This window comes from Kribbella sp. NPDC004536 (assembly GCF_042873835.1).
Lineage (GTDB): Bacteria > Actinomycetota > Actinomycetes > Propionibacteriales > Kribbellaceae > Kribbella.
This window is the reverse complement of sequence record NZ_JBIALY010000003.1, coordinates 181,688-206,911: the sequence shown is the minus strand read 5'-3', so window position 1 is coordinate 206,911 and position 25,224 is coordinate 181,688. Positions and strand designations below refer to the sequence as shown.

Sequence of the window (25,224 nt, the reverse complement as noted above, 5' to 3'; positions counted from 1 at the left end):
TCAGGGTGCATCCCCGATGTCCGGCGCGGGAACTGGTGTGAGTATCGATGGCATGGAGCAGAACCAGAGTGGACCCGCCGGGTTCGACCGCAACCGCCTGCAGAACCCCCAGAGCTGGCGGCGGAGCAGGTCGGACCGCTGGGTCGCGGGTGTCTGCGGCGGCATCGGCCGTTCGCTGAACATCGACCCCGTGCTGGTCCGCGTGGTGATGGCGGTGCTGATCATCAGCGGCCCGGGCATCGTCTTCTACCTCGCCGCCTGGCTGCTGATGCCCGAGGAGGGCAGCGACCGGGCGCCGGTCCAGGGCGTACTCGGCGACCGGGTCCGGACCGACCACCCGTGGTTCTGGCCGGTGGTGATCGGGATCTGCCTGTTCGCCGCGATCGCGACCATGTCGTCGTTCAAGTTCGGCCACTTCGTGCCCGGTCCGGTGATCGTGGTGGCGGTGATCTGGCTGCTCTCCAAGCACCGCAAGAACAACAAGAACGCCCAGAATCAGGCGCAGAACCAGGCGCAGAACCAGCAACCGCCGCGGCCGCAGGACACGCCCGCGAACGGCCAGCAGTTCACCACGCAGCCGTACTCGTCCCAGCAGTACACCTCGGCGTACACCCCACCTCAGACCGGCCCGTCAGCTCCCCCGGCGGGCCCGTCGTCCTCGGCCACACAGCGACCCCAGGACCGCACCGTCGAACCGGTCCAGCCTGTGTGGACCGAGGACGACCCTCTCGGCCTGTACGTCGACGAGCCCGCCGGCTCCACCCGTACGACCGCCACCCGTGAGCCGGCCGCGCCGCCCGCGAGGGGCATGCGCGGGGTGAAGTCGATCGTCGTCGTCCTGACCGGTCTCGCGATCGGGATCGCCGCGCTGGCGCACGCCTCCACCGCGACCATGCTCGTGATCGGCCTGGCCACGCTCGGCGCCGGCATGCTGATCGGCGGCTTCGTCGGCCGTACGCTCGGCCTGCTGCCGCTCGGGATCCTGCTCGCGCTCGGCGCGATCGCCAGTACGGTCTTCACCAACGTGCCGCGGAACTTCGCCGACACGAACTACGTGGCGCCGGCCGGTACGACGATCACGTCGACCAGCTCGATCTACCGGTTCGACGGCGGGTCGCTGCACCTGGACCTGACCAAGGCGAAGTTCGCGAAGGACGCGAAGGTGGAGGTGCACGGCGGCATCGGCGAGGTGATCGTCAAGGTGCCCGCGGACGTCGACCTCAAGGGGCAGCTGTCGGCCGACATGGGAGACGTGGCCTTCTCCGGCGACGACCACAGCGGGCACAATGCGAGGCTGACGCTCGACGACCTCGGCGCCGACGCCAAGGCCGGCGACCAGGTCACCCTGGACCTGAACCTCAAACTCGGCAGCATCAAGGTGGAACGCGGATGAGCCAGCAGCGCAAGACCAAGCCGGATGTTCCCGGCGTGGTGGCCGGCACCGTCCTGACCGGTGCCGCCACGATCTGGATGCTCACCGACAACGGCGTCCTGCAGACCGACGACATCGGCGTCACCAGCGCCCTCCTGCTGGTGACCGCAGGCCTCCTCGGCCTGGCAGCCTCACACCGCGGCTAGACTTCTGCGCATGTCCAGCCCGGAGGCAGACAAACCGTAACCACCGGCCGCTCGCACGTTGAGCCGGCCGGAGACGACCTCATGCCGTCTTCTCATGGTTGCGGAGTACTTCCATGCCTTTCGTGCTGTATCTGCTCGGCCTGGCCGTTTTCGCCCAGGCGACCTCTGAATTCATGCTCTCCGGGCTCGGCCCGCAGATCGCCCAGGACCTGGGCGTCTCGATCCCGGCCGCCGGCTGGCTGACCTCGGCGTTCGCGCTCGGGATGATCGCCGGCGCACCGGCGATCGCCGTTCTCGGCGCCCGCTGGCCGCGCCGCCGGACCCTGCTCGCGACACTGACCGTTTTCCTCGCCGTGCACGTCGTCGGCGCGCTGACCACGAGCTTCGCCGTACTGCTCACCACCCGCGTCCTCGCCGCCCTCGCGAACGCGGGCTTCCTGGCCATCGCGCTCGCCACCGCGACCAGCCTGGTCCACCCGGACGCCAAGGGCCGCGCGACGTCCGTGCTCCTCGGCGGTACGACGCTCGCGTGCATCGTCGGCGTACCGGCGGGTGCGGTGCTCGGGCGTTACCTCGGCTGGCGGTCCGCGTTCTGGGCGGTCGCCCTGATCTCGCTGCCGGCGCTGATCGGGATCCTCCGCTCGGTCCCGTCACGTTCTCCCGGACCGGCTTCGATCGCCCGGTTCAGCGTGTCGCCGCGGCTCGCCGCACTGCTGCTGCTCGGCGCGCTCGTGAACGGCGCCACGTTCTGCTCGTTCACCTACCTGTCGCCCGTGCTCACCGACGTCACCGGGCTCGGCGCCGGGTGGGTCCCGGTTCTGCTCGCGCTGTTCGGCCTCGGCTCGTTCGCGGGCGTGACGGTGGCGGGCCGGTACGCCGACCGCCGCGACCATCGACCCGTCTTCGTTGCCGGGGGCATCCTCTTGCTCGGCTGGATCGGGTTCGCCCTGACGTCGGCGTACGTCGTACCGTCCGTGCTCCTCGTGCTCGTCCAGGGCGCGCTGTCCTTCGCGGTCGGGTCGACCCTGATCGCGTACGCGCTGTACGCGGGCTCGGAGTCTCCGATCCTGACCGGCGGGCTCGCCACCGCCGCGCTGAACGTCGGCGCGGCCGCCGGGCCGGTGCTCGGCGGGCTCGCGATCGGCGGGTCCGGCTTCCGCGGCCCGCTCTGGGTGAGCGCCGCGCTGATGGCCTGCGCGCTGGTTCTCGCGGGCTCGATTAAACTTGCTGGTCGCGAGGGGCCTGGGTAGAGCGGGTTCCGTGGTCGAGGAGATTCGATGGTGCGCGGCACCGTGAAGTGGTTCAACGCGGACAAGGGGTACGGCTTCCTGGCCGTCGACGGTCAGGACGACGTGTTCGTGCACTGGAGCAAGATCGTCTCCGACGGGTACAAGACGCTCGAGGACGGCCAGCAGGTCGACTTCCAGATCGTCGACGGCCCCAAGGGCCGGGAGGCCGACGCGGTCACTCCGATCTGACAGGCAGTGATGACCGGTAACCGGTAACCTGACCTCTCATCGTGTGAGGGGTGAGACGTGGCCGATCCGGTACCGGTGATCCGGAAGCTCGAGCATGCGCTGGCGGACGACGACTTCGCCTGGTCCTTGCTGCTGGTCGGCGAGGACCAGACCGACAAGCTCGCGACGCTCACCGGTGACCTGCGCGGCCCGTTCTCGGACTCCGGCGACGGCAAGCAGATCACGTCCGGCTTCTCGTACTGGGGCATCGGCCCGACGATCGCCTGGGCGAACGCGACGAACGACCCGTTCTACCTGGTGATGAAGGCCGGCGCGGAGTCGTTCCTGCGGCACTGGCGCAAGGTCCGGCCGCACGTCGAGAACGGCGGCTTCCACCTGGTCAGCCTCGGCGTCGGCACCGGCGTGAAGGACCGGACGATCCTCGGCGACATGCGCCGGAACAACCCGGACATGTACTACATCCCGGTCGACATGAGCTCGGAGATGCTGCGGATGGGCACGCTCGAGCCCGTCCGCGGCGCCCGGTTCCCGGTGTCGCAGGTGCTGCCCGTGCAGCTGGACTTCTCGATCGACGACAACATGGACGAGCTCGGCCAGATGCTCGCCCGGCTGGTCGGCGACGACCCGATCCTGTTCACACTGACCGGCAACACGCTGGCCAACTTCGAGAGCGACCAGGAGCTCCTCGCCACCCTCACCCGGGTGCTCCGCCCGCAGGACCGGCTGCTGCTCGAGGTCGCCAGCACGACGCGACTCGACCAGGAGACCGCCGACGCGGCCGCGGACGAGTACCACCAGACCCGGGCGTTCGCGGAGTTCGTGACCAGCGCGCTGCGGTACAACACCGACCTGAAGATCAGCAACGAGCTGGTCCGGTTCGTCGGCGCGGTCGAGGACGACGACGCGCTGCTGGTGAAGATCCTCTGGCAGAACGACACCGGCGCGGAGATCCGGATGGAGCTGCCGGACCACACCGAGGTGGTGCTGCCGGTCGGCGACACGATCCGGCTCTACACCACCCGGAAGTACTCCACCGACCGGCTCAAGCGGCTCACCGAGGCGTGCAAGCTGACCCCGATCGAGGCGATCCAGTCCCAGTTCCGGTACGCCCGCCGGGCGAACCCGTTCGGCCTGGAGCTGCTGCTGCTCGCCCCGGAGGCGGCCGGCGAGGCCGCGCACACCCTCGCCGACGACATCTGGTCAGTGTGAGGTGAAACGGACCGTCGTCAGCCTGGTGACGTACGGGCTGCTCGCCGCCGCTTTCGTACTCGGCGTGATCGCAGTCATCAACCCGGGCAACGGGCGGCTCGACCCGGCGGTGAACACGCTGACGCTGGTCGCCGGGCTGACCGGCATCTTCGTGGAACGCCTGACGTCCGAGGCGGAGCGCCGTACGGAGGTCCTCCGCGCGGTCGCCGACGAACTGCACGAGAACACCCGGACGCTGAACGACCCCCGGTTCTCGCCGGACGCGCCAACCACCCGGCAGGTGTACCCGCGGCTGATCGTGTCCGCGGTGGACCTCGCGTTGGTCTCCGGTGCCCTCGGTCTGCACAAGGACGCCGAGCTGGTCGGGCTGCTGCACCGCTGGCGGGACACCGTACATCTGTTCAACCGGCGCCTCGACCTGACCGAGGTCAGCACGTTCTCGAACACCATCTCGCCGGCCGAACTGGCCGCGTTCCGCCGGGCACTGCAGCGCGACGACAGCTATCTCGCGGCGACCCGCGAGATGCTCCAGGAACTACTGGACAAGCTACCCAAGGCTTAACGGCCGAGGCCGTAACCGGACCGTTCGCTGCCAGTAGTGGCAAATTTCCCTGAGTCGTTGACTTCGTCACGCCGCAGGCGCTTCACTTTCGGACAGGACCGTAAATACGGCACCCCGGAGGCAATCGCATGCGACCAGCCCGCTCACTTCTCGCCCTGATCCTCACCGCGCTGTTCGTCACCACACTCGCGGCTCCCGCCCAGGCGGGCCACAATCCGCCGACCGCGACGGTCGTCCCGCTCGGCCGGCCGCTGTCCGACGTACTGCTGATCGGCGGCACGGTCGCGCCCGGCCCGAACGGCAAGACCGCGATCTGGAACGTGTCCAGCGGGACCCCGGCGTACCTGAACGCCATCGACCCGGCCACCGGGGACAGCCTGCTGTCCGCGCCACTGCCCGGCGGCGACGGCAGCTACGCGGTCGCCGCCGCGCCGGACGGCACCATCTACGCCGGCACCTACTACAACGGTCATCTGTACCGTCTGCGGCCGGGCGCGACGACCGTGGACGACCTCGGGCAGCCGCTGCCCGGCGAGACGTTCATCCTGCGGATCACCCTCGACGAGCAGGGCAACGTGTACGGCGGCACGTACCCGCACGGCAAGGTGTTCCGCTACGACCACGCGACCGGCGCGGTCCGCGACTACGGCACGATCAAGGCGGGCCAGGGGTACGTGAAGAGCATCGACTACTGGAACGGCAAGCTCTACACCGGTTCCGAGCCGGACGCGTACTTCTCCGAGGTCGACGTCGACACCGGCACCGTCACCGAGATTCCGCCGCCGCCCGGGATGGGCGACCCGAAGGACCAGGTCGTGTACGACCTGAACGTACGCGGCGGCCGGATGTACACCCGGGTCAGCACCGCATTCCCAGGCCCGCTGTACGTCTGGGACATCGCGTCGCGGACCTGGGTCGACACGATCCCGAACGAGCACGGCCTGGACATCTCGCCGATCGGCGCGGACGGCGGGATCTACCTGATCCAGGCGAGCGAGCTGAAGAAGTACGACCCGGCGACCAAGACGCTGACCGGGACCGGCCTGACGTTCACCGGCCGGATCCAGAACGCCCGCTCGATCGGGTACGCCGACCTGAACCTGCCCGACTACCCGGGGACGAGCGTGGTCGGCACGCTCTGGCGCGGCGAGGAGTTCCGGTACAACCCGCAGACCGGCAAGTCGGAGATCTTCCAGACCAAGGTCCGGCGGGAGCCGATCCAGATCCTGGCCGTGGCCGGCGGGAAGAACAGCATCTACGCCGGCGGCTTCCTGAACGGGGGCGTGTCCGTCGTGAACCCGGACACGGGCGAGGCCAAGTTCAACCGGTTCTCCCAGGTCGAGGCGCTGCTGGAGGCGTCCGACGGCACGGTGTACGTCGGCGCGTACCCGGAGGCGAGGCTGTACTCGTACGACCCGGCGAAGACCTGGAGCAGCCCGGAGTACTCCCCGGGACCGCCCGGGACACCGGACAACCCGAAGCAGCTGCTGAACCTGAAACCGGACATTTTCCAGACCCGGGCCCGCGCGCTGGTCGAGGTGGACGGCAAGATCGCGGTCGGTACGGTGCCGGACGGCGATCGGCTCGGTGGAGCGCTGGTGATCTACGACCCGGCAACCGGGGCCGCCGAGAAGTACCGGAACGTCGTGCAGGACGAGTCCGTGTACGGCCTGACGACCCGCTGCGGCATCGTGTTCGGCGGCACGTCGATCGCCGGCGGCCTGGTGACCACGCCTCCGACCCGTTCGGCGGGCACAGTATTCGCGTGGAACGTCGCCGCGAAGCAGAAGCTCTGGGAGACCGTACCGGTGCCGGGTGCGGCGACGGTCTCGTCGGTCACGATCGGGCCGGACGGCCTGCTCTGGGGTGTGGCCGGCAAGACGGTGTTCGCGCTCTCGCCGGACAACGGCAAGCTCAAGCGTTCCTTCACGCTCGGGACGACGACCTCCAGCGGCGACATCGTCGCGACCTCCGAGGCCGTCTACGTGAGCATCGACCTCAAGAAGATCTACCGGATCGCGCCGGGCAGCAAGTCCGTACCGACGCTGTTCGTCGAGCACGCGCACTCGCGGCTCGGCGTCCGTGGAGATCACGAACTGCTGATGACGAACGGCCCGGACCTGTTCCGGATCGATATCAGCCGTTGACAGCCGAAATTCGCCCCGGCTACTTTCGGTCCTGACCGTTATTAGGTTCTATGCTTTTGACGTTTTCCGGACCTGACATCCGGACACACCCTGGGGGTGCCATGAAACCCATGCTGCAACTCACCGTCCGCCGCATTGCGGCACCACTCACGGCGCTCGTGCTGGCCGCGGCGCTCAGTTCCTGCGGCGGCAGTGACAGCGGCAGCAGCGGGGGCAAGAAGAGCCTCACGCTCTGGATGTACCCGGTGATCGCCGACAAGGCGGCCAACGACACGTACTGGAAGAAGGTCGAGACCGACTTCGAGGCGGCCAACTCGAACATCGACCTGAAGATCGAGCAGCAGCCCTGGACCGACCGCGACCAGAAACTCGCGGCCGCGTTCTCCGGCAAGAAGGGCCCGGACGTGCTGCCGATGATCCCGGACCAGATCCCGCAGTACGTCGCGAACGGCAACCTGGAACCGGTGGACGACGTGGTGGGCCCGCTGAAGGACCAGTTCCTGCCGTCGGCCGTACCGGGCCTGACCGTGCAGGGGAAGGTGTACGGCGCACCGATCTACCACACCGTCACCACGACGATGTACAACAAGACCGTGCTGGCCAAGGCCGGGATCGCCAAGCCGCCGGAGACTTGGGACGAGGTCAAGGCGGCCGCGCCGAAGCTGAAGGCCGCCGGGTTCCAGACGCTGGACTACTCGGCCTCGCCCGAGGCGACGCTGAACCTGAACTTCTATCCGCTGCTGTGGCAGGCCGGCGGCAAGGTGTTCGCGGACGACGGCAAGAGCGTGACGTTCAACCAGGCGCCGGGGCTGAAGGCGCTGACGTTCCTGAAGACGCTGTGGGACGAGGACGCGATCCCGAAGACCGCGCTCACCGCGGGCAACGTGGCCGCCGACTCGCCGTTCGGCAAGGGCAAGGTCGCGATGTCGTTCAGCTCCGTACTGGGTGACGCCGGCACGGTCTCCAAGACGTGGGGTGCGGCGAACGTCGAGGTCGGGCTGCCGCTGAAGGACGAGAAGCAGGCCGCGCTCGGTCTGCCGGGTGGGCTGGTGGTGAACGCCGCGTCGGCGAACGTCGACGGTGCGAAGAAGTTCCTCACGTTCATGATGCAGCCGGCGCAGCTCGACGGACTCGCCAAGGCGTCCGGGTACTACTCGCCCCGCACCGACGCGAAGTCCGAACTCGCCGACCCGAACGCCCCGAAGTTCGCCGCCGCCCTGCAGTACGCCGTGCCCGGCGAACCGAACCCGGCCGCCCGCCAGATCATGTCCTTCCTCAGCACCGACATCCAGGCCGTCCTGACCGGCAAGAAACAACCCCAAGACGCCCTCGACGACGCCGCCAAACAAGCCAACGACCTCCTCTCGAGACAACGTTGACCAACGCCCACCGTCCGGACACGGCGACGGGTCAGGACGCAGCGCCAGACACGGCGGCGGGTCGGGACACAACACCCGCCGACCCGGCGAACCCGGCGGCGGGTCGGGACGCAAGGCCCGTCGGCCAGGCGGACACGGCGGCGGGTCGGGCGGGGCCCGTCGCCGGTGCGGCCCAGGCCGGCGCCGCTGCCGGCTCGAGGCAGACTGGCGCCGCTGGCGGCCCGGGGCAGGCAGGACCGGGCACCGGCTCTGCCTCACCCACCCGCGCCGCGCCGCCCGCAGGGCGGCGCGGCGCGCTGAAGCGGCCTTGGGTCGGTCTGCTCTTCGTCGCTCCGATGCTGATCCTGTTCCTGGCCTTCCGGTTTTTGCCTGTGGTTGGGGCGGTTCTGCTTTCCCTGACCGACTACCGGATCAGCGGAAAGTGGGAGTTCATTGCTCTCGACAACTACAAGCGGCTGCTGTCGGACCACATGTTCGGCGACGCGCTGGTAGTCACGCTGACGTACACCGTGATCTTCGTACCGCTCACCGTCCTGCTCTCCCTCGGCACCGCCGTACTCCTCCACCGCGTCGTCTGGAACCGCGGCTTCTTCCGAGGCGTGTTCTTCCTGCCGTACGTGACCAGCATCGTCCTGGCAGCCGTGATCTGGAAATGGATCTACGACGTCCAGGACGGCCTGCTGAACTCGGTCCTCGGCTGGTTCAGCATCGGCCCGATCGACTTCCTCAGCCGGTCGAGCACCGTACTGCCGTCGATCGCGGTCACCTCCGCCTGGAAGGGCTTCGGCTACTCGATGCTGATCCTCCTCGCCGGCCTCCAGGCAGTACCGAAGTCGTACCTCGAGGCCGCGATGATCGACGGCGCCGGCACCTGGCAACGGTTCCGCTACATCACCCTGCCGCAGCTCCGCCCGGTGCTGTTCTTCGTACTGGTGATCGAGACCATCGGCGCGTTCCAGGTCTTCGACGCGATGTACGTGATGACCGGCGGCGGACCGGTGCGCTCCAGCTATTCGCTCGTGTACTTCCTGTACGACAGCGGTTTCAAGTACTTCGACTTCGGCTACGCCAGCGCGATCGGCCTGGTGCTGTTCCTGATCGTGCTGATCGTCTCGCTCGTACAGCGCCGGCTCGTCGGGAGGGACGACTAGATGACCCAGGTACTCGAGGCCCGCCCGGTGGTCGAGTCGCGCGCCGCGGGTCGCCGTACGACGGCCCGCCTGACCCTGCCGACCCTGCTGGCGCTGACCGCGATCGTGACCGTCGTCCCGTTCGCGGCGATGGTGCTGGTCGCGTTCGCGCCGCCCAGCGGGCAGACGTTCCCGGGCGCCTTGAATCCCGCGCACTTCACGCTGGAGAACTTCCGCAACGTGCTGAGCAGCTCGGACATCCCGCGCTGGACCGTCAACTCACTGCTGTACTCGCTGGTGTCCGTCGGCTGCGTACTGCTGTTCGCGTCGATGGCCGGGTACGCCTTCGCGAAGAAGAAGTTCCCCGGCCGGGAGATCATGTTCTGGGCATTCCTGGCCACGCTGATGGTCCCGTTCCAGGCGACGCTGATCCCGTCGTACATCCTGGTCGCGAACCTGAACTGGGTGGACAGCTACTGGGGCCTGATCGTGCCTACGCTGGCGAACTCCCAGGCGGTCTTCTTGATGCGCCAGTTCATCATGCAACTCCCCGACGAACTGTTCGAGGCCGCCGAGATCGACGGCGCGGCGGAGTGGCGCATCTACACGATGATCGTGCTCCCGCTGATCCGCCCCGTCCTCGCCACGCTGGGCATCTTCGTCTTCCTCTGGCACTGGAACGACTTCCTCTGGCCCCTGGTCATCGGCCAGTCCGGCAAGATGCAAACCCTCACCGTCGGCCTCGCCACCCTCCAAGGCCAAGCAGTCCCCATCAACCAGGTCATGGCCGGCGCCACCATCACGGTAGTCCCCAGCCTCCTGGTCTTCGGCCTCCTCCAACGCTACTTAACCGACAGCATCGCCATGTCCGGCCTGAAAGCCTAAGCGCGCGGGGGCCTACTGCAGGAGGTTGCCGAAGTGTTCGATGGATTTGAGGGTGTCGGTTTGGGGCATGCCGGGGGGTTGGATGCGGAGGATGATGCCGTCGGCGCCCAGTGACTCGTAGTGGGCGAGGCGGTCGGCGCATTCGGATTTGGAGCCGATGATGCTGCGGTTGGTGATGTCGTCCCAGCCTTGGGTGTAGCGGGAGACGTCGGCGGACGTACGTTTCCAGCCGGTGTAGGCGTCGTACAGGTCGCGCAACGGCTCCTCGAGGGCGGTGCGGGCGGCCTGGGAGGTGTCGGCGCAGTAGCCCTCGCGGCAGAGGATCACCCCGCGGCCGAGCGACGCGGCACCCTGCGGGTACGACCGGTACTCGGCGATCTTGTCCGGCAGGTCGGCGTCGAGTTCGTTGAAGGAGGTCGTCCACCCGTCGCACATCCGCGCGGTCCGTTCCAGTACGGCCGACACCCGCCCGCCGTTCCAGATCCGCGGCCGCGGCGTCTGCACCGGCCTCGGCGACAGGTACGCCTCGGCGATCGACGTGAACTTCCCGTCGTACGTCACCTCGTCGGACGTCCACAACCGGGTCAGGATCTCCAGCCCCTCCTCGAACCGCGCCACCCGCTCCGACTGCGTCACCCCGTACAGCGCGAACTCCTCCGGCCGGTACCCCAGCACGAACCCCGCCGTCAGCCGCCCGCCGGACAGTACGTCGATGTGCGCCAGCGTCTCCGCCAGCACTACCGGGTCGTACAACGGCGCCACGATGCCCGCCGTGGCGATCCCGATCCGCGAGGTGTGCGCGGCCAGCCAGGTCATCGACGTGAGGATCTCGTGGTACCCGGGCCGGTGCAGGTGGCGTTCACCGAGCACGACCCACTCGAACCCGGCCTGTTCGGCCAGCTTCGCCTGTTCGACGGCGTCCGCGAGCTGCGGGCGCTCGTCCGGGGTGCCGTAGAGGTTCAGATACAGACCCAGCCGCATCGGGGGTGCCACCTTCCGTTGACAGGGAGCGCTCAAGGTATTTACGGTCTTGACCGTAAATGCTTTCCGCCCAGAACGCTAGGAACCGGTCTTGACGTCCTCCTCTCTCTGCGGGAGAGGATTCCAACTGCGCTACGCGGAGGTGGCGAGTTGAGGTTCACGCTTCTCGGACCCAGTCATCGGATCTCGGCGTGCTGTCACGGCCCGTCCGGCCGCAGTACTGCGTGCTGCGATATTGCATGCTGCATTCACGTCAGCGTTCGCGATGTAACCGCAAGACCGACACCGGAAGGCGGCTTGGCTCTCGCGCGCCCCTCCATCCACGACCCCGCACTGCGAACACGTCTGACTCGTGTAGGCAGGATTGACCCTCTCAACTCGCCCCCGTGCCTTCTGCTCCAGACGGGTCACCAGCATGCCCCAGGCGTTCGCGAGAATGCCTCGGTTCAAACCCGCCTTCTGGGCGACATTCCGGCCGGGCTCCTCGATGGTGCCGTGCCCAGAACGAGTCATCTGCGCGATGCGGAGGTCCTCGACCACGATGACATCGAACCTGCGCGCCAGATCGGTCGACGTCTGTTCGGCCCAGTTCGTCCGCCGATCCGTTTCGCGGGCCTTTACCTTCGCGATCGCGACGCGCAACCTCCTGCGCCGGCTCGACCCACGCTGCGCCCGCGCCAGCCGCCGTTGCAACCGCAGCAACCGACGCCGTTCGCTGCACCGCAGCCCCGGGACAGCGAGGATCTCGCCCGTCGACAGCGCCGCCGAGACAACGACACCGCGATCAACACCGACCACTGCACCGGTCCCCGGCGCAGGGATAGGTTCCGGGATCGCGGCGAACGCGAGATGCCAGCGTCCCGACCGGTCACGGGTAATCCGGTAGGACTTCGCGGTCGGCAGCGACCGCGTCCTCCGGAACCGAACCCACCCGACCTTCGGGACGAGTACACGAGCCCATTTTCGCGACAACCGCTCTACCCGCTCGGCCTGTGGTCCGACGACCCTAAACCCCTCATGGGCACCGGCTCGCCGCCACGTCGGCCGCCGATGGGTGCCTATGTAGAAGTTCGCGACCGCTTGGCTGAAGTCTCGCAGTGCCTGCTGCTGCACAGTCTGCGATCCCGCCCGCAGCCAGTCGTTGTCGGCGCGTGCCTCGGTCAGTTGCGCCGATTGCGCGCTGTATCCAGGCGATGCGGTACGGCGGCCTGGTCGCCACATCGACCACTGCTCGAGAGCGAGGTTCCAGATGAACCGCGCATGGCAGCAGAGCCCGAGCAAAGCCGCCTCCTGCTCCGTGGTGGGTGCGAGACGAAACCTGGACACGAAAGGAACACTGCCATGCATCACCGACAGTTCCCGCACCACCCCAGACCATCTAGGAGCTCTTCCCACGCTGAACGACCGGGCTGCTTCCGGAGCTCTCGATGACTCTCGCAGCAGAATCGGCGGGATTGCCAGACGGGGCCACGGTTGCGCCGATCAGTGCGGTCAAGACCCGGGTGGTGAGCGCCCGGTACCGCCGGCCGTTCCAGATCAGCAGCGGGGTCAGCAACGAGCTGATCAGCCTGGTCGTCGAGGTGCACACCGCGGACGGCGCGGTCGGGATCGGCGAAACGTCGCCGATGACCGCGTACACAGGTGAGACGCTGGCCGGCGTCCAGGCCGCGATCGAGGAGCACCTGGCCCCGGCGCTGGTCGGCCGCGACCCGCTCGACCGGGCCGGCGCGCACGTCGTGATGGACGGCGTACTGCGCGGCCAGCAGGTGGCGAAATCCGGTCTCGACATCGCGCTGTTCGACCTGGCGGGACGGCTCAGCGGCTGGCCCGTCCATGCCCTGCTCGGCGGCAGCGTCCGCGACCGCGTGCAGACCACCTGGGTGGTCGGCCTCGGCACGCTGGACGAGATGGCCGCCGAGGCCGCGGAGTACGCCGGCCGCGGTTTCCGGCACCTGAAGGTGAAGGGCGGCCACGACCCGGCGAAGGACCTCGAACTGATCCGCGCGGTCCGCGCCGCGATCCCCGCCGACGCGGAGCTGTGCCTGGACGCCAACGAGGGGTACGACGCCACGACCGCCCTCCCGTACCTCGCGAAGATGAGCGCCGCCGGCCTCACCCTCCTCGAACAGCCGCTCCCCCGCTGGGACCTGACGGGGCTGGTCCGGCTCCGCGACCGCCTCGACGTCCGGGTGATGGTCGACGAGAGCATGCACACGTTGCACGACGCGTTGGAGATCGCCCGCCGCGGCGCCGCCGACGTACTCAACATCAAGATCCTGAAGGTCGGCGGCCTGCACCGGGCGCTGCAGATCGCCGCGGTCGCCGAAGCCGCCGGGCTGGCGGTGAAGGTAGGCTCGATGCCGGAGCTGGGCGTGGCCACGCTGGCCGCCGTCCACCTGGCCGCCGCCGTTCCGGGAGCGACCGTGGCGGCCGACCTCGTGGGCCCGCTGATGGTCGACGAGGACCCGCTGGCCCCGACCGTGTTCGCCGATTGCGACGGCTGGATCGACGTACCGAAGCGCCCCGGTCTCGGCCACGACGTGTGAGAGGTCACCTGATGCATCCGCTGGTAGAACGCCTCCGCGGCACGCTGCTCCCCGCGGTCGTCACCCCGATGGACTCCGACGGCGTGATCGCGTACGACGCCCTCTCCGCGTACGCCGTGACCCTGACCCGGCACGCGATCGGTGGCGTCGCGGTATGGGCGCACACGGGCCGAGGGCTGTACCTGTCGCCCGGTGATCGCGTGAAGGTGCTCGAGACGTGGCGGGCCGCTACTGACGTACCGATCGTGGCCGGGGTCGGCGTACCGAAGTCTGTCGAGGCCCCGACTCTGCAGGAGGCGGCGGACGCGACCGTCGAGATGGCGCTGGCCGCGGCGGCCGGCGGGGCCGATGCGGTGATGGTGTATCCGCTGGCCGGGTTCAACGACGTCGCGGACGGACACGCGCAGGCCGTGGCGCTGCACGAGCGGGTCGCAGCCGAGAGCGGGCTGCCGTTGGTCGGGTTCTACCTGCACGGCGAAGCCGGCGGCTACCCGTACTCGCCCGCGCTGATCAAGGACCTGCTGTCGCTGGACGCGATGCTCGGCGTGAAGACCGCGACGCTGGACCGGGCGATCGGCTGCCAGGACGCGATCTGGGCCGGCCGCGGTACCGGGAAGCTACTCATCACCGGCGAGGACCGGATGTACGGCCCGTCGTTCATGTGGGGCGCCGACACCGCGCTCGTCGGGATCGCGTCGGCGCAGGTCGAGCTGTCGGCCGCCGTACTGCGGGCCTGGACGGCCGGCGAGCACTCGGAGTTCCTGACCGCGTCGGACCGCCTGGACCGGTTCGCGGCGGCGACGTTCTACGCGCCGATCGAAGGGTACGTCCAGCGGATGCTCTGGGCGGCCGAGTGGGAAGGACTCGTACCGGCCGCGGCCGCGCACGATCCGTACGGGCCGTCATTGCCGCCGGGCGAACGTGCGCTGGTGATCCGCTGTCTGGAGCAACTCCACGGACAGTGAGGTGGCGCGCTCCCTCCTGCGCTCCACCACGCTAAATGTGGTCTTGACCGAAACTAGGAGAGTGCGGCCCGAACGTCAATATCTCGCGCCGACCTGCGCTATTCTGCGTTTGGAGGGGACTTGAGGGCCGGGCCATAAGTCGTCGGGAGGTGCGCTGATGGCGCTTGTGGTCGGAGTGGTCGGACCTGAGGACCTGGTCCAGCGGGTGGCCGCGGTCGGCGCGCCCAGCGGTACGACGCTCGTCCCGCTCGCGTACCGGCACGAGACCGAGGCCGTCGACCTGGTCCGGCAGGCGCACGGCGACGTCGACGCGTTCCTGTTCACCGGCGTCGTCCCGTACACGATCGCCACCGAGGCCGGCGCGATCGACCGACCGGCGATGTACGTCTCGTACGACGGGGCGACGCTGCTGCGCGCGCTGGTCGAGCTGCTCCGGCTCGGGCACAACGTCACCCAGTTCTCGATCGACACACTCCGGCGGTCCGAGGTACTCGAGACCCTGATCGAGGCGAAGCTGCCGACGGACCGGATCCACGTACTGCCGTACCGGCCCGGGCTGACCTCGGACGACATCGTCGCGTTCCACCGCGCGGCGCACGACAAGCACGACACGAAGGTCGCGATCAGCTGCCTCGGGTCCGCGTTCCACCTGATCGAGAACGAGATGCCGTCGGTACGGCTGGCCCCGTCGCGGTACTCGATCCGCTCGACGCTGCAGGCGCTCGTACTGACGACCACCGGGCAGCACGTCGGCGACGCGCAGGTCGCGCTCGGCGTCATCGACCTGCCGGAGCCGGACGACGCGCTCGCCGCGGACCTCATGACGCTCGGCGGCAGCCTGGCCGCGCTGCCCGACGGGCGGCATCTGGTCGTCACCACGCGCGGTCTGCTGGAGCAGGCGACGGAGCAGTTCTCGCGGATGCCGTTGCTGGATCATTTGGCGGCCCGGCACCGTACGGCGTACGTCGGGTTCGGCGTCGGACGTACGGCGGCCGAAGCCGAAGCCCTCGCCCGTCGTGCCGTCGGCCGCGCCGCGTCGATCGGCACCGTCGCCGCGGTGGTGTCGATGTCGGACGACGTGGAGATCGTGATCGAGCCGAGCGGCGACCAACCGGTGAGCGTACGCGGCCCCGAAAGCCTTCCGCTGCTGGCGCGCCGGGTCGGCCTCAACACCCAAACCCTGGCCCGCATGCGAGAACTCACCGCCACCCTCCCCGACGGCCTCACCACCCAAGACGTGGCCGACCACCTGGCCGTCCAACTCCGCACCGCCCGCCGAGTCCTGAAACGCCTCGAACGAGCCGGCCTCGCCGCCCCCACCGGCACCCAACAACACGGCCGCACCGGCCGCCCACCCACGGTCTACCTGATCCGCCTCTGACTGTCACGTTTCCGCGGCTGTACCCGGAGCTGCACCTCCTCGATTCCAAAGGGTACGGCGTCGAAGCCACGTTCAGCTGCACCAGCCGGGTGACGCCCTGCGTTTGCGGAAACAAATCCGCACCAGGCGAGGAAAATGCTCCGCAAAGACCGGCGCTGACGGGGGCCTAGCGATCGGACGTCACGGCACGATGACCGTGACGCCGGCCGGGGTGCCGTTCGAGAGTGCTGCGAGGGCTGTTGGAGTTTCTTCCAGGGTGATGCTGCGGGTGATCAGCTGGTGGGGGTTGAGGTTGCCGGTGGCAACTAGTTCGAGCATCTCGGGGTAGGCGTGCGCGGGCATGCCGTGGCTGCCCAGCCAGGACAGCTCCTGCCCGATCAACCGTCCCACGTCGAGATTCACCCCGCCCGGCAGCAACCCCACCTGCACATGCCGTCCCCGCGGCCGGAGCGCCCGTAGGGCCTGCTGCACGATCTCACCGGAGCCGAGCGCGTCGATGGTCACGTGCACACCGCTCAAGTCCTGCACCGGGGCCTGGAGCGTGTCGGTGGCGCCGTAGGTTCGCGCCAGCGCGAGGGCGTCCGGGTTGGTGTCGATCGCGATGACCTCGGCGCGCAGTGCTGAGGCAATCATGACCGCGGACAGGCCGACTCCACCGCAGCCGAAGACGGCGACCCGTTCACCCGCACGTACTTGGCCGACCTGGTGGACGGCGCGGAAGGAGGTGGCGAAGCGGCAGCCGAGGCCTGCGGCGGTGGCGAAGTCCATCTCGTCGGGCAGCCGTACCAGGTTCTCCTCGGCGTACGGCACGGCGACGTACTCCGCGAACGAACCCCAGTAGTTGAACCCGGGCTGCAACTGGTTCGGGCAGACCTGCTGGTTCCCCTCCAGGCACTGCTCACACTTCCCGCACGCGCAGACGAACGGGGTGGTGACCCGATCTCCGACCTCCCACCCGGACACCCCAGCACCGACCGCCGCAATCGTCCCGGCAAGCTCATGCCCAGGCACATGCGGCAACGCGATGTCCGAGTCATGCCCCATCCACCCATGCCAGTCACTACGACACAGCCCGGTGGCCTCGACCTTCAAGACCACCGAGCCGTCCGCCACGACAGGCTCCGGCACCTCCCGGACCTCGGGCACAACTCCGTACTGCGAAACGACTACGGCACGCACCGCAGCAGCTTAATCAGCCGCCGGCGACGGCCGGGATGATGGAGACCTGGCCGCCGTCCTTGATGGTGGTTTGGAGGCCGTCGGCGAAGCGGACGTCGTCGTCGTCGACGTACACGTTCACGAAGCGGCGTAGTTCGCCCGAGTCGTCGAGGACGCGGCCCTTGATGCCTGGGTACGACGCGTCGAGCGAGTCGAGGACCTCGGTCAGGGTCGTACCCTCGGCGGACACCTCGGAGACTCCCTGGGTGTAGGGCCGCAGGATGGTCGGGACGCGGACGCTCACACTCACTGCAGGCCTGCCTTCACGAAGGCGTCGTACGACGCGGGGATGGTCACCTTGGGGCCGACCCGGTCGGCCACGGCGTCGAGTGTCTTCAGCCCGTCGCCGGAGTTGATGATCACGGTCTCGGCCTCGGGGTCGAGCTGCCCGGTCGCGATCAGCTTCTTCAGCGTCGCCACCGTCACGCCACCGGCGGTCTCGGCGAAGATGCCCTCGGTGCGCGCCAGCAGCTGGATGCCCTCGACGACCTCTTCGTCGGACACGTCCTCGATGGCGCCGTTGGTACGGCGGGCCACGTCCAGCACGTACGGCCCGTCGGCCGGGTTGCCGATCGCGAGCGACTTCGCGATGGTGTCCGGCTTCACCGGCTTCACCACGTCGTGCCCGTCGCGGAACGCCTGCGCCACCGGCGAGCAGCCGGTCGCCTGCGCGCCGTACACCTTGTAGTCGGTCGCGTCGACCAGCCCGAGCTTGCCCAGCTCGGTGAAGCCCTTGTCGATCTTGGTCAGCTGCGACCCGGACGCGACCGGTACGACGATCTGCTCCGGCAGCCGCCAGCCGAGCTGCTCGGCGATCTCGAACGCGAGCGTCTTCGAGCCCTCGGAGTAGTACGGCCGGACGTTGACGTTGACGAACGCCCAGCCCTCCTCCTCACCGGCGATCTCGGAGGCCAGCTTGTTGACGTCGTCGTAGTTGCCCTCGACGGCGACCAGGGTCCCGCCGTACACGGCGGTGGTGATCACCTTCGGGCGCTCGAGGTCGTGGGGAATGAACACGACCGAGCGGATACCGGCCCGGGCGGCGGCCGCGGCGACCGCGTTGGCCAGGTTGCCGGTGGAGGGGCAGGCGAAGACCTTCATGCCGAGTTCGCGGGTCGCGCTCAGCGCGGACGCCACCACCCGGTCCTTGAACGAGTGCGTCGGGTTGCCGGAGTCGTCCTTCACCCAGAGTTTGCGCAGGCCGAGCTCGCGGGCCAGGTTCTGCGCGTCGACGAGCCGGGTGTAGCCGGGCTCGGTGTTCGGGAAGCTCGCCACGTCGACGGGGACGGGGAGCAGCGGCTGGTACCGCCAGATGTTCTTCGGGCCGGCCTCGATCTGCTCGCGGGTGATCGTCGGGTACTCGTACCCGACCTCCAGCGGACCGAAGCACTCCATACAGGCGTAGAACGGGCCGAGCGGCGACTTCGCCCCACAGGCGCGACAGCTCAGGTGCGTACCGTTGCCGAAGGCACCTTCACGGATCGTGTGGGTGGCGGTCTGGCTCATGAGTGAGGTTCCCCTCTCATCTTCCCCGGGGGCCGGATCTCGGCGCGGGACGGATTTGGCACCGTTCCCTCGCGGAGATTGCCCCGGACGGGGGCTCCACGGGGAGGGTTGCCGGGACGTCAACGGGCCGTTTCCCTCAGTCCCTCTGGATGAGCTGCCCCGAGATTACCCAATCGGGTCCATATTGTGTCTTGTGATCCCACCATCCGAGACGCGAGGTCTCACGGGGTCGGCCCGAACCCCCAGGCCATCACAATCCGATCCGCGAGGGGTCGCCGAGCGGGCGCTGCGCCGTCCGCGGCGATTGTGATGGCCTGGACGTCCGCACACCCGCGGACGTGCGGGTGGTGTGGCTACAGGCGGTGGGTGGCGCCGGGGGTGTGGGTGGGGAGGGATTTGCGGGGGCCGAAGCGGGGGTGGCCGATGCCGGCGAGTTCGATCAGGCGCTGGACGCGGAAGCGGTGGCCGCGGTACGGCTCGATCAGTTCGGCGCAGCCGTCGTCGTCGAGTTCTTCGCCGATCAGCGCGTACGAGACGTTCCGGGACACGTGGTAGTCCGCGAACGAGAACGCGTCCGCGTCACCGTGCGCCCGCTGGCGTACCTCGGCCGCCGTCCACACGCCGACACCGGGCAGTGACCGCAGCCGTCGCTCGACCTCCGCGCCGTCGGTCAGCTCGAGCGTCCGCTCCAACGCCGACGCCCGGGCGGCCGCCGTCAGCACGACCCGCGAGCGCCGGTTCTCGACACCGGCCAGCAGGAACTGCCACGACGGGATCAGCCGCCACTCCTCCGGCGACGGCGGCACCATCATCGCCCGACCCCCCTGCTGCCCGGGCCCCGGCGCGGGTTCGCCGTACTCACGCAGCAGCAGCCGCCACGCGCGGAACGCCTCCTTGCCGGTCACCACCTGCTCGATCCCCGCCGCCGCCATCGCCTCGAACACAGCCCGCGACCGCGGCACCCGGAGGTGCGGGAACCGCCGCGCCGCGTCCACCAGCACCCGGTGCTCCGGCAGCGGCTCGAACCCGTCCCAGCTGTCCCGCTCCCCGAGCAGCTCCGGTACGCCGTCCAGCGCCCACTCGGCCCCCGGCCCCCACGCCTCCGCCTCGACGGCCCCGGCGTACGGCGTCAACCGCAGCAACACCGGCCCGTCCGGAGTCCGCGTCGCCCGCCACACGGTCCGCCGCCCCGCATCGAACACATACGCCGGATCCCCGGGCCCCTTCCGCAACCCACCGATCACCGAATGCGGATCCACCACCCGCCCAGCCCGCCAAACCCGCACCACCGAACTCACCCACCAAGTCTTACCCACCCCACCGACAGAACCTCATACTGATGCCCATGACCGGCTGGCAGTGGGTGAAGGTTGTGGGGAACTTTCTTAATTTGTCCACGGTTGCGGGGGTCTTGGTCGGGGTGGTTGGGCGGGCGGAGTTCAGTCGGGGGCCTCGGGGGTTGTGGTTTGCGAACGGGTACAAGCTGGGGTTTCCGGTGGCGGGGGCGTTCACGGTCGGGAACGTGATTCTGAGCAAGAACGGCCGGGAGTACTTCGACGACGCGGCGCTGGTGCGGCACGAGGAGCGGCATTCGTGGCAGTACTTCTGCCTGGTCGGGTTGCCGATGCTGCCGTTGTACGTCGTCGGCGTGGTGATCTCGTTCCTGCTGACCGGGGACCCGGCGTCGCGGAACCCGTTCGAGCGGCTGGCGAGTCTGAAGGACGGTGGGTACGTCGAGCGTCCGATCCAGCCGATCGGCAAGACCGTGACGCAGGCGTTCAGCGTGCTGCGATCGCGTCCGAAAGGGCCGTGAGGACGGTCACCACGCCGCTCGGGTCGTCGACCACGATGTCCGCGGCGTCGATCAGCTCGGTCGCGTTCGAGGACCGGGTCGCGAGCAGTACGGCGCTCAGCCCGGCGGCCCGTTCCGCCTCGATGGCGCGGAACGCGGCCAGGTCTCCCAGGTCGTCGCCGGCGTACAGGATCGACCGCGCGCCGGTCGACGCGAGCAGGCCGCGGATCGCGACGCCCTTGTCGATACCGGGCGGACGGAGTTCAAGGACGAGATTGCCGGGTTCCAGCCGCAGCTCGGTCTCCGCGGCGAGCGCGGTCAACGGGCCGCGGAGCCGCTCGAACGCGCCGGCCGGGTCGTCCAGCCGGCGGGTGTGTACCGCCAGCGAGCTGTCCTTGTCCTCGACGAACGCGTCCGGTACGCCGGCCTCGCGGAGCAGACCGGGCAACCGGTCCCGGGCGGTCGCGACGCCGGGCGGAACCGGTTCGCTGGTCACCTTGCCGGTCGCCGCGTCCCACCGCTCCAGCCCGTAGTGCCCGAGTACGACGAGCCGCCCGAGGCCAGGGTGGCCGCTGACGCCGGTGAGTTCGGTGGCGACCAGTGCGGGCCGGCCGGTGACGATCGCGACCTGGTTCACCGACTTCGCCAGCCGGGCGAGCGCGTCCAGCGCGCCCTCGATCGGGCGGGACCGGGCCGGGTCCTCGACCAGCGGGGACAGTACGCCGTCGAAGTCCGACGAGATCACCGCGGACGCGGGGTCCGAGACGATCGCGTCCCAGCCCTCGTGGCCGGCCTCGGTCTTGATGACCGGAGCGTTCATCCTGCGTAGTCCGAGGTCAGAATCACCGTCAGGCGGTCCTTCTTCATGTTGTCCAGCGCGCCCTTGGTCCGGCCGACGCCGAGGTCGTGGGCGAGCTGGTTGGCGGCGTCGAGCATCCCGGGCGGGTAGTACACGGTGCTCTCGGCGACCTTGCCGTGCCAGTTGTCGGGCGAGCCGGACACGGTCCAGCCGGCCTGCCGGGCGCGGATCGCGACCGAGTCGGCCAGGCCCTTGCGCGGGGTGTTGTTGTACACCTCGATGGCCGGCCGCTCCTCGGCGGGAATCGTCACCGCGTGCGTCGGCTGAGTCGTGGTCGCCGGCGGCTGGGTGGGCTGCGTCGGCTGAGTCGTCGACGGTGCCGTAGTAGGCGGCACGGTGGCCGAGGTCACCGGCGGTTTCTCCGAAGGCTTCTCAGAAGGCTTCGCGGACGGCCGCGGGATGCTGGCCACCGCGGTCGACGGTCCATGCGAAGGCGTACCGGACGCGGCCGGCTTCTCGTCGGCCTTGCTGTCGTGGCCACGAGTGCCGAACAGGACGAGCAGCCCGGCCACGATCGCCACGACCGCGCCGACGGCGACCAGGGACGACAGGACCTGTCCTCGTTCACCCCGCGGACGTGGGGCAGCGAAGCACGCCCTGAGGCGGCGGGACATGTGTCAGACCTCGATGCCCAGGCGGCGTGCGGAGCGGGCGCGCTGGCGGGCGGCGCGGAGGCGGCGCAGGCGCTTGACCAGCAACGGGTCGTGCGCGAGGGCCTCGGGCCGGTCGATGAGCGCGTTCAGGACCTGGTAGTACCGGGTCGCGGACATCTGGAACTGGTCGCGGATCGCCTGCTCCTTGGCGCCGGCGTACTTCCACCAGTGCCGCTCGAAGGCGAGAATCTGCCCGTCCCGCTCGGAAAGCCCCGCGACGACCGGCGGCGCAGCTTCGGCGGGGCCGGGAGAGCTGGCGTTGGCGCTGTCCATCTGCTGCTGACTCCTGTGCGGTCGGTGATCGTCCGTCCGCCTGCCACTGTACGTGTTGAACAACAGCAATGTCATTCACCGACGACCGACACGAAGCGTGTCGCTGACAAGGCAACCGGACACTAGGTCGGGTGTGGTGGCCGCGCGCCGTCGCGAGCAGGTGCTCGGTGCGGCGAGGTGCCGTGCCGAGTGCCGCGCAGTAGGCGCGCGGCCACCACGCCCGACCTTCACAACTCTGGCAGGATCTTGAGCGTGAGCTCAACCGACTCTGACCGGGGTGGTGGGGTGGGGAAGGAATTCAATGCTGTGGCGCTGGTCGAGGGGCTGCAGGGGCGGATCGGGGATGTCGACCGGTTGGTCAACGCCGTCTGCACGCCGAACCCCGCCGCGCTCACCGACGCCGCCCGGCTCGACACGGAGCGTGCCGAAGGACGGGTCCGCGGCCCGCTGCACGGCGTGCCGGTGCTGGTCAAGGACAACATCGACACCGCCGACCTGCCGACCACGGCCGGGTCGCTCGCGCTCGCCGACCAGCCCCCACCGCCGCAGGACGCGCCGCTGGTACGCCGCCTGCGCGAGGCCGGCTGCATCGTTCTCGGCAAGACCAACCTCAGCGAGTGGGCGAACTTCCGCGGCGCGTCCTCCTCGTCCGGCTGGAGCGCGTACGGCGGCCTGACCCGGAACCCGTACGCGCTGAACCGCTCGCCCGGCGGCTCCTCCTCCGGCTCCGGCGCGGCGGTCGCCGCCGGCCTGTCCGAGTACGCGATCGGCACCGAGACCAACGGCTCGATCGTCTGCCCCGCCGCGCTGAACGGTGTGGTCGGCCTGAAGCCCACCGTCGGCCTCGTCCCGCAGCAGGGCATCGTCCCGATCTCGCACTCGCAGGACACCGCCGGACCGATGACGAAGACGGTCGAACAGACCGCGGCACTGCTCTCGGTCCTCACGGGCGGGCAGACCGACTACACCGACGCCTGCCGTGGCACGGACCTCAGCAACGTACGGATCGGCGTACCGCGGGGTCCGCTGTGGGGCTACTCCAAGGGCCTCGACCAGGTGACCGAGAGAGCGCTGGAACTGCTCAGCCAGTGCGGGGCCACGCTGGTGGACCATCTGTCGCTGCCGACACCAGGCGGTGACGAAGACCAGTTGCAGGTCCTCTCGCACGAGCTGAAGGTCGACCTGGCCAGCTACCTCGCCACGCGCGTTCCGGGTGGTCCACGGACGCTGGACGACCTCATCGCGTTCAACAAGGAGCATGCAGACCAGGAGCTGCAGTGGTTCGGCCAGGAGCTGTTCGAACGCGCTGCGGAGACCGAGGGCCTCGACTCCCCGGTGTACGTCGCCGCGCGCCTCACAGCGCTCCGCGCCGGGCGGGACGGGATCGACAACCTGCTCCGCGACAACCAGCTCGACGCGCTGGTCTGCCCGTCGTACTCGCCGGCCTGGGCGATCGACCTGGTGAACGGCGACCACGTGCTGGGCAGTTCCTCGTCGCACGCGGCGCTGGCCGGGTATCCCCTGCTCTCGGTCCCGTCCGGAATGGTCTCCGGCCTGCCGGTCGGGCTGACGATCAGTGGTACGGCGCGAAGTGAGGTCACGCTCATTCGCTTGGCTCACGCCTTCGAAACCGCGAGAATCGCTGCTGACGGACCGTTCCCGACCCCGGAGTTCAGACAGTGGGTATAGATCGCGTCAGGTGGGGAATCGTTGCGACCGGCAACATCTCGACGCAGTTCACCCAGGACCTGGGGCTGCTCGCGGACGACGCCGTCGCCACCGCGGTCGCGTCCCGTTCGCAGGACAGCGCCGACCGGTTCGCCGCCGAGTTCGGGATCCCGCACGCGTACGACGACTACCGCCGGCTGATCGACTCCGGCGAGGTCGACGTGATCTACATCGGTACGCCGCACCCGCAGCACTACGCGATCGCCCGGACCGCCCTGCAGGCCGGCATCGCCGTACTGTGCGAGAAGCCGGTCACGCTCACCGCCAAGCAGGCCGGTGACCTGATCGCGGTCGCCACCGAGCACAAGACGCTGTTCGCCGAGGCGATGTGGATGCGTACGAACCCGGTGATTCAGGCCCTCTTCAAGGACCTGCAGTCGGGTGTCATCGGCGAACCACAGCAGGTGGTGGCGGACTTCGCGTTCCACAAAGCTTCATTGCCGGTTCGCCTGCTCGACCCGGCGCTCGGGGGAGGCTCGCTGATGGACGGCGGCATCTACCCGATGACCTTCGCCTCCATGGCTCTAGGACGACCGAACGAGATCAAGGCAGTCGGTTCGCTCAACGACGACGGCGTCGACCTGAACGTCGCGATGGCCTGGCGGTACGACTCCGGCGCGGTCGCCGCGCTGACCTGCGGCCTGCGTTCGCAGAACCCGTGGGTCGCGTCGGTCAGCGGGCCGGACGGCAATCTGCAGCTGCCGCACAGGTTCCACCACCCCGAGTACTACGTGCGTACGACCGCAGCCGGAGCGGAGCGGATCGACGTCCCGGCGCATGGACGTGGGTACCACTATGAGGCAAGCGCAGTGATCGACGCGCTGCGTGCCGGACTGGTCGAGGTACCGGTCCTGCCTCATGCCGCCACCCTCGAGATTCTCGACCTGCTCGACGAGACACGGAGCCAGATCGGGGTCCGTTACCCCGGTGACGACGACGACCTGAGTGGATGAC

25 protein-coding genes and 1 riboswitch are annotated in these 25,224 nt (G+C 69.1%); of the genes, 16 read left to right on the top strand and 9 right to left on the bottom strand.

Going from position 1 to position 25,224, the window contains the following annotated elements:
• Positions 1–52 precede the first annotated feature (52 nt).
• From ACFYRU_RS26160 to ACFYRU_RS26115, 10 genes are all read left to right on the top strand, one after another.
• Complete coding sequence (locus tag ACFYRU_RS26160; RefSeq protein ID WP_387663203.1) at positions 53–1,393, top strand: PspC domain-containing protein; 1,341 nt, start codon at positions 53–55, stop codon at positions 1,391–1,393.
• Positions 1,390–1,578 carry a hypothetical protein gene (locus ACFYRU_RS26155; RefSeq protein ID WP_387663202.1) on the top strand — a complete coding sequence of 63 codons (189 nt, stop codon included), beginning with the start codon at positions 1,390–1,392 and terminating at the stop codon, positions 1,576–1,578. The genes ACFYRU_RS26160 and ACFYRU_RS26155 overlap by 4 nt, the downstream gene beginning before the upstream one ends.
• A 113-nt stretch (positions 1,579–1,691) precedes the next feature.
• On the top strand, positions 1,692–2,828 hold the full coding sequence (locus tag ACFYRU_RS26150) for a Cmx/CmrA family chloramphenicol efflux MFS transporter (RefSeq protein WP_387663201.1): 1,137 nt from the start codon (positions 1,692–1,694) through the stop codon (positions 2,826–2,828).
• A gap of 27 nt (positions 2,829–2,855) precedes the next feature.
• A complete protein-coding gene (locus ACFYRU_RS26145; RefSeq protein ID WP_387663200.1) occupies positions 2,856–3,056 on the top strand; it encodes a cold-shock protein in 201 nt (66 codons plus the stop codon).
• Positions 3,057–3,113: 57 nt separating this feature from the next.
• Positions 3,114–4,265, top strand: a complete 1,152-nt coding sequence (locus ACFYRU_RS26140; RefSeq protein WP_387663199.1) for an L-histidine N(alpha)-methyltransferase — start codon at positions 3,114–3,116, stop codon at positions 4,263–4,265.
• A 1-nt stretch (position 4,266) separates the two neighbouring features.
• Complete coding sequence (locus ACFYRU_RS26135) at positions 4,267–4,827, top strand: hypothetical protein (protein WP_387663198.1); 561 nt, start codon at positions 4,267–4,269, stop codon at positions 4,825–4,827.
• Positions 4,828–4,955: 128 nt separating this feature from the next.
• Positions 4,956–6,974 carry a hypothetical protein gene (locus ACFYRU_RS26130; RefSeq protein WP_387663197.1) on the top strand — a complete coding sequence of 673 codons (2,019 nt, stop codon included), beginning with the start codon at positions 4,956–4,958 and terminating at the stop codon, positions 6,972–6,974.
• A 101-nt stretch (positions 6,975–7,075) separates the two neighbouring features.
• Entirely contained in the window at positions 7,076–8,353 is a 1,278-nt protein-coding gene (locus ACFYRU_RS26125) for an extracellular solute-binding protein (protein WP_387663196.1), read from the top strand.
• Between the two features lie 335 nt (positions 8,354–8,688).
• On the top strand, positions 8,689–9,504 hold the full coding sequence (locus ACFYRU_RS26120; RefSeq protein WP_387663195.1) for a carbohydrate ABC transporter permease: 816 nt from the start codon (positions 8,689–8,691) through the stop codon (positions 9,502–9,504).
• Positions 9,505–10,368, top strand: coding sequence for a carbohydrate ABC transporter permease (locus tag ACFYRU_RS26115; protein WP_387663194.1), 864 nt, complete (start codon positions 9,505–9,507; stop codon positions 10,366–10,368). It begins immediately after the preceding gene.
• Positions 10,369–10,380: 12 nt separating this feature from the next.
• Here the strand turns inward: ACFYRU_RS26115 and ACFYRU_RS26110 are convergent, their stop codons facing one another.
• Positions 10,381–11,349 (bottom strand): LLM class flavin-dependent oxidoreductase, encoded by a 969-nt coding sequence (locus ACFYRU_RS26110; protein ID WP_387663193.1) that lies wholly within the window; start codon positions 11,347–11,349, stop codon positions 10,381–10,383.
• Positions 11,350–11,481: 132 nt separating this feature from the next.
• Positions 11,482–12,717, bottom strand: a complete 1,236-nt coding sequence (locus ACFYRU_RS26105; RefSeq protein WP_387663192.1) for an RNA-guided endonuclease InsQ/TnpB family protein — start codon at positions 12,715–12,717, stop codon at positions 11,482–11,484.
• A gap of 59 nt (positions 12,718–12,776) precedes the next feature.
• Here ACFYRU_RS26105 and ACFYRU_RS26100 point away from each other — a divergent pair, with 59 nt between their 5' ends.
• From ACFYRU_RS26100 to ACFYRU_RS26090, 3 genes are all read left to right on the top strand, one after another.
• Positions 12,777–13,895: a mandelate racemase/muconate lactonizing enzyme family protein gene (locus ACFYRU_RS26100; protein WP_387663191.1), complete on the top strand. Its 1,119-nt coding sequence runs from the start codon at positions 12,777–12,779 to the stop codon at positions 13,893–13,895.
• 11 nt (positions 13,896–13,906) lie between these two features.
• On the top strand, positions 13,907–14,860 hold the full coding sequence (locus ACFYRU_RS26095) for a dihydrodipicolinate synthase family protein (RefSeq protein ID WP_387663190.1): 954 nt from the start codon (positions 13,907–13,909) through the stop codon (positions 14,858–14,860).
• A 157-nt stretch (positions 14,861–15,017) separates the two neighbouring features.
• Complete coding sequence (locus tag ACFYRU_RS26090; RefSeq protein ID WP_387663189.1) at positions 15,018–16,241, top strand: hypothetical protein; 1,224 nt, start codon at positions 15,018–15,020, stop codon at positions 16,239–16,241.
• A 180-nt stretch (positions 16,242–16,421) separates the two neighbouring features.
• On the opposite strand, the gene ACFYRU_RS26085 is transcribed toward ACFYRU_RS26090, so the two are convergent.
• The 4 genes from ACFYRU_RS26085 to ACFYRU_RS26070 form a co-directional block, all read right to left on the bottom strand.
• Positions 16,422–17,420: a zinc-dependent alcohol dehydrogenase family protein gene (locus tag ACFYRU_RS26085; RefSeq protein ID WP_387663188.1), complete on the bottom strand. Its 999-nt coding sequence runs from the start codon at positions 17,418–17,420 to the stop codon at positions 16,422–16,424.
• 13 nt (positions 17,421–17,433) lie between these two features.
• Positions 17,434–17,709, bottom strand: coding sequence for a ubiquitin-like small modifier protein 1 (locus ACFYRU_RS26080; protein WP_387663187.1), 276 nt, complete (start codon positions 17,707–17,709; stop codon positions 17,434–17,436).
• Positions 17,706–18,965 carry a threonine synthase gene (thrC, locus tag ACFYRU_RS26075; RefSeq protein WP_387663186.1) on the bottom strand — a complete coding sequence of 420 codons (1,260 nt, stop codon included), beginning with the start codon at positions 18,963–18,965 and terminating at the stop codon, positions 17,706–17,708. Before thrC ends, ACFYRU_RS26080 begins: the two co-directional genes overlap by 4 nt.
• A 13-nt stretch (positions 18,966–18,978) precedes the next feature.
• Positions 18,979–19,121, bottom strand: a riboswitch (SAM riboswitch).
• 197 nt (positions 19,122–19,318) lie between these two features.
• On the bottom strand, positions 19,319–20,263 hold the full coding sequence (locus ACFYRU_RS26070; protein ID WP_387663185.1) for a DNA-3-methyladenine glycosylase family protein: 945 nt from the start codon (positions 20,261–20,263) through the stop codon (positions 19,319–19,321).
• A 224-nt stretch (positions 20,264–20,487) separates the two neighbouring features.
• Between ACFYRU_RS26070 and ACFYRU_RS26065 the strand changes: the two genes are divergently transcribed.
• The gene (locus tag ACFYRU_RS26065) at positions 20,488–20,778 is read left to right on the top strand and encodes a hypothetical protein (RefSeq protein WP_387663184.1); all 291 of its coding nucleotides are present in this window, start codon (positions 20,488–20,490) and stop codon (positions 20,776–20,778) included.
• On the opposite strand, the gene otsB is transcribed toward ACFYRU_RS26065, so the two are convergent.
• From otsB to ACFYRU_RS26050, 3 genes are read right to left on the bottom strand one after another with little or no spacing between them, the layout of a single operon-like run.
• Positions 20,744–21,577 (bottom strand): trehalose-phosphatase, encoded by an 834-nt coding sequence (gene otsB / locus ACFYRU_RS26060; RefSeq protein ID WP_387663183.1) that lies wholly within the window; start codon positions 21,575–21,577, stop codon positions 20,744–20,746. The genes ACFYRU_RS26065 and otsB overlap by 35 nt on opposite strands.
• A complete protein-coding gene (locus ACFYRU_RS26055) occupies positions 21,574–22,230 on the bottom strand; it encodes a LytR C-terminal domain-containing protein (RefSeq protein WP_387663182.1) in 657 nt (218 codons plus the stop codon). The genes otsB and ACFYRU_RS26055 overlap by 4 nt, the downstream gene beginning before the upstream one ends.
• A gap of 3 nt (positions 22,231–22,233) precedes the next feature.
• Positions 22,234–22,542: a DUF3263 domain-containing protein gene (locus ACFYRU_RS26050; protein ID WP_359938456.1), complete on the bottom strand. Its 309-nt coding sequence runs from the start codon at positions 22,540–22,542 to the stop codon at positions 22,234–22,236.
• Between the two features lie 285 nt (positions 22,543–22,827).
• Between ACFYRU_RS26050 and ACFYRU_RS26045 the strand changes: the two genes are divergently transcribed.
• Together ACFYRU_RS26045 and ACFYRU_RS26040 are read left to right on the top strand one after the other, a co-directional pair.
• Entirely contained in the window at positions 22,828–24,231 is a 1,404-nt protein-coding gene (locus ACFYRU_RS26045; protein ID WP_387663181.1) for an amidase, read from the top strand.
• The gene (locus ACFYRU_RS26040) at positions 24,222–25,223 is read left to right on the top strand and encodes a Gfo/Idh/MocA family protein (RefSeq protein ID WP_387663180.1); all 1,002 of its coding nucleotides are present in this window, start codon (positions 24,222–24,224) and stop codon (positions 25,221–25,223) included. The genes ACFYRU_RS26045 and ACFYRU_RS26040 overlap by 10 nt, the downstream gene beginning before the upstream one ends.
• Position 25,224: the final 1 nt, after the last annotated feature.

Coding starts and splice junctions, on each gene's coding strand:
- ACFYRU_RS26160 (WP_387663203.1), top strand. CDS start 53: ATGGAGCAGAACCAGAGTGGACCCGCCGGGTTCGACCGCAACCGCCTG.
- ACFYRU_RS26155 (WP_387663202.1), top strand. CDS start 1,390: ATGAGCCAGCAGCGCAAGACCAAGCCGGATGTTCCCGGCGTGGTGGCC.
- ACFYRU_RS26150 (WP_387663201.1), top strand. CDS start 1,692: ATGCCTTTCGTGCTGTATCTGCTCGGCCTGGCCGTTTTCGCCCAGGCG.
- ACFYRU_RS26145 (WP_387663200.1), top strand. CDS start 2,856: ATGGTGCGCGGCACCGTGAAGTGGTTCAACGCGGACAAGGGGTACGGC.
- ACFYRU_RS26130 (WP_387663197.1), top strand. CDS start 4,956: ATGCGACCAGCCCGCTCACTTCTCGCCCTGATCCTCACCGCGCTGTTC.
- ACFYRU_RS26125 (WP_387663196.1), top strand. CDS start 7,076: ATGAAACCCATGCTGCAACTCACCGTCCGCCGCATTGCGGCACCACTC.
- ACFYRU_RS26120 (WP_387663195.1), top strand. CDS start 8,689: ATGCTGATCCTGTTCCTGGCCTTCCGGTTTTTGCCTGTGGTTGGGGCG.
- ACFYRU_RS26115 (WP_387663194.1), top strand. CDS start 9,505: ATGACCCAGGTACTCGAGGCCCGCCCGGTGGTCGAGTCGCGCGCCGCG.
- ACFYRU_RS26110 (WP_387663193.1), bottom strand. CDS start 11,349: ATGCGGCTGGGTCTGTATCTGAACCTCTACGGCACCCCGGACGAGCGC.
- ACFYRU_RS26100 (WP_387663191.1), top strand. CDS start 12,777: ATGACTCTCGCAGCAGAATCGGCGGGATTGCCAGACGGGGCCACGGTT.
- ACFYRU_RS26095 (WP_387663190.1), top strand. CDS start 13,907: ATGCATCCGCTGGTAGAACGCCTCCGCGGCACGCTGCTCCCCGCGGTC.
- ACFYRU_RS26090 (WP_387663189.1), top strand. CDS start 15,018: ATGGCGCTTGTGGTCGGAGTGGTCGGACCTGAGGACCTGGTCCAGCGG.
- thrC (WP_387663186.1), bottom strand. CDS start 18,965: ATGAGCCAGACCGCCACCCACACGATCCGTGAAGGTGCCTTCGGCAAC.
- otsB (WP_387663183.1), bottom strand. CDS start 21,577: ATGAACGCTCCGGTCATCAAGACCGAGGCCGGCCACGAGGGCTGGGAC.
- ACFYRU_RS26055 (WP_387663182.1), bottom strand. CDS start 22,230: ATGTCCCGCCGCCTCAGGGCGTGCTTCGCTGCCCCACGTCCGCGGGGT.
- ACFYRU_RS26050 (WP_359938456.1), bottom strand. CDS start 22,542: ATGGACAGCGCCAACGCCAGCTCTCCCGGCCCCGCCGAAGCTGCGCCG.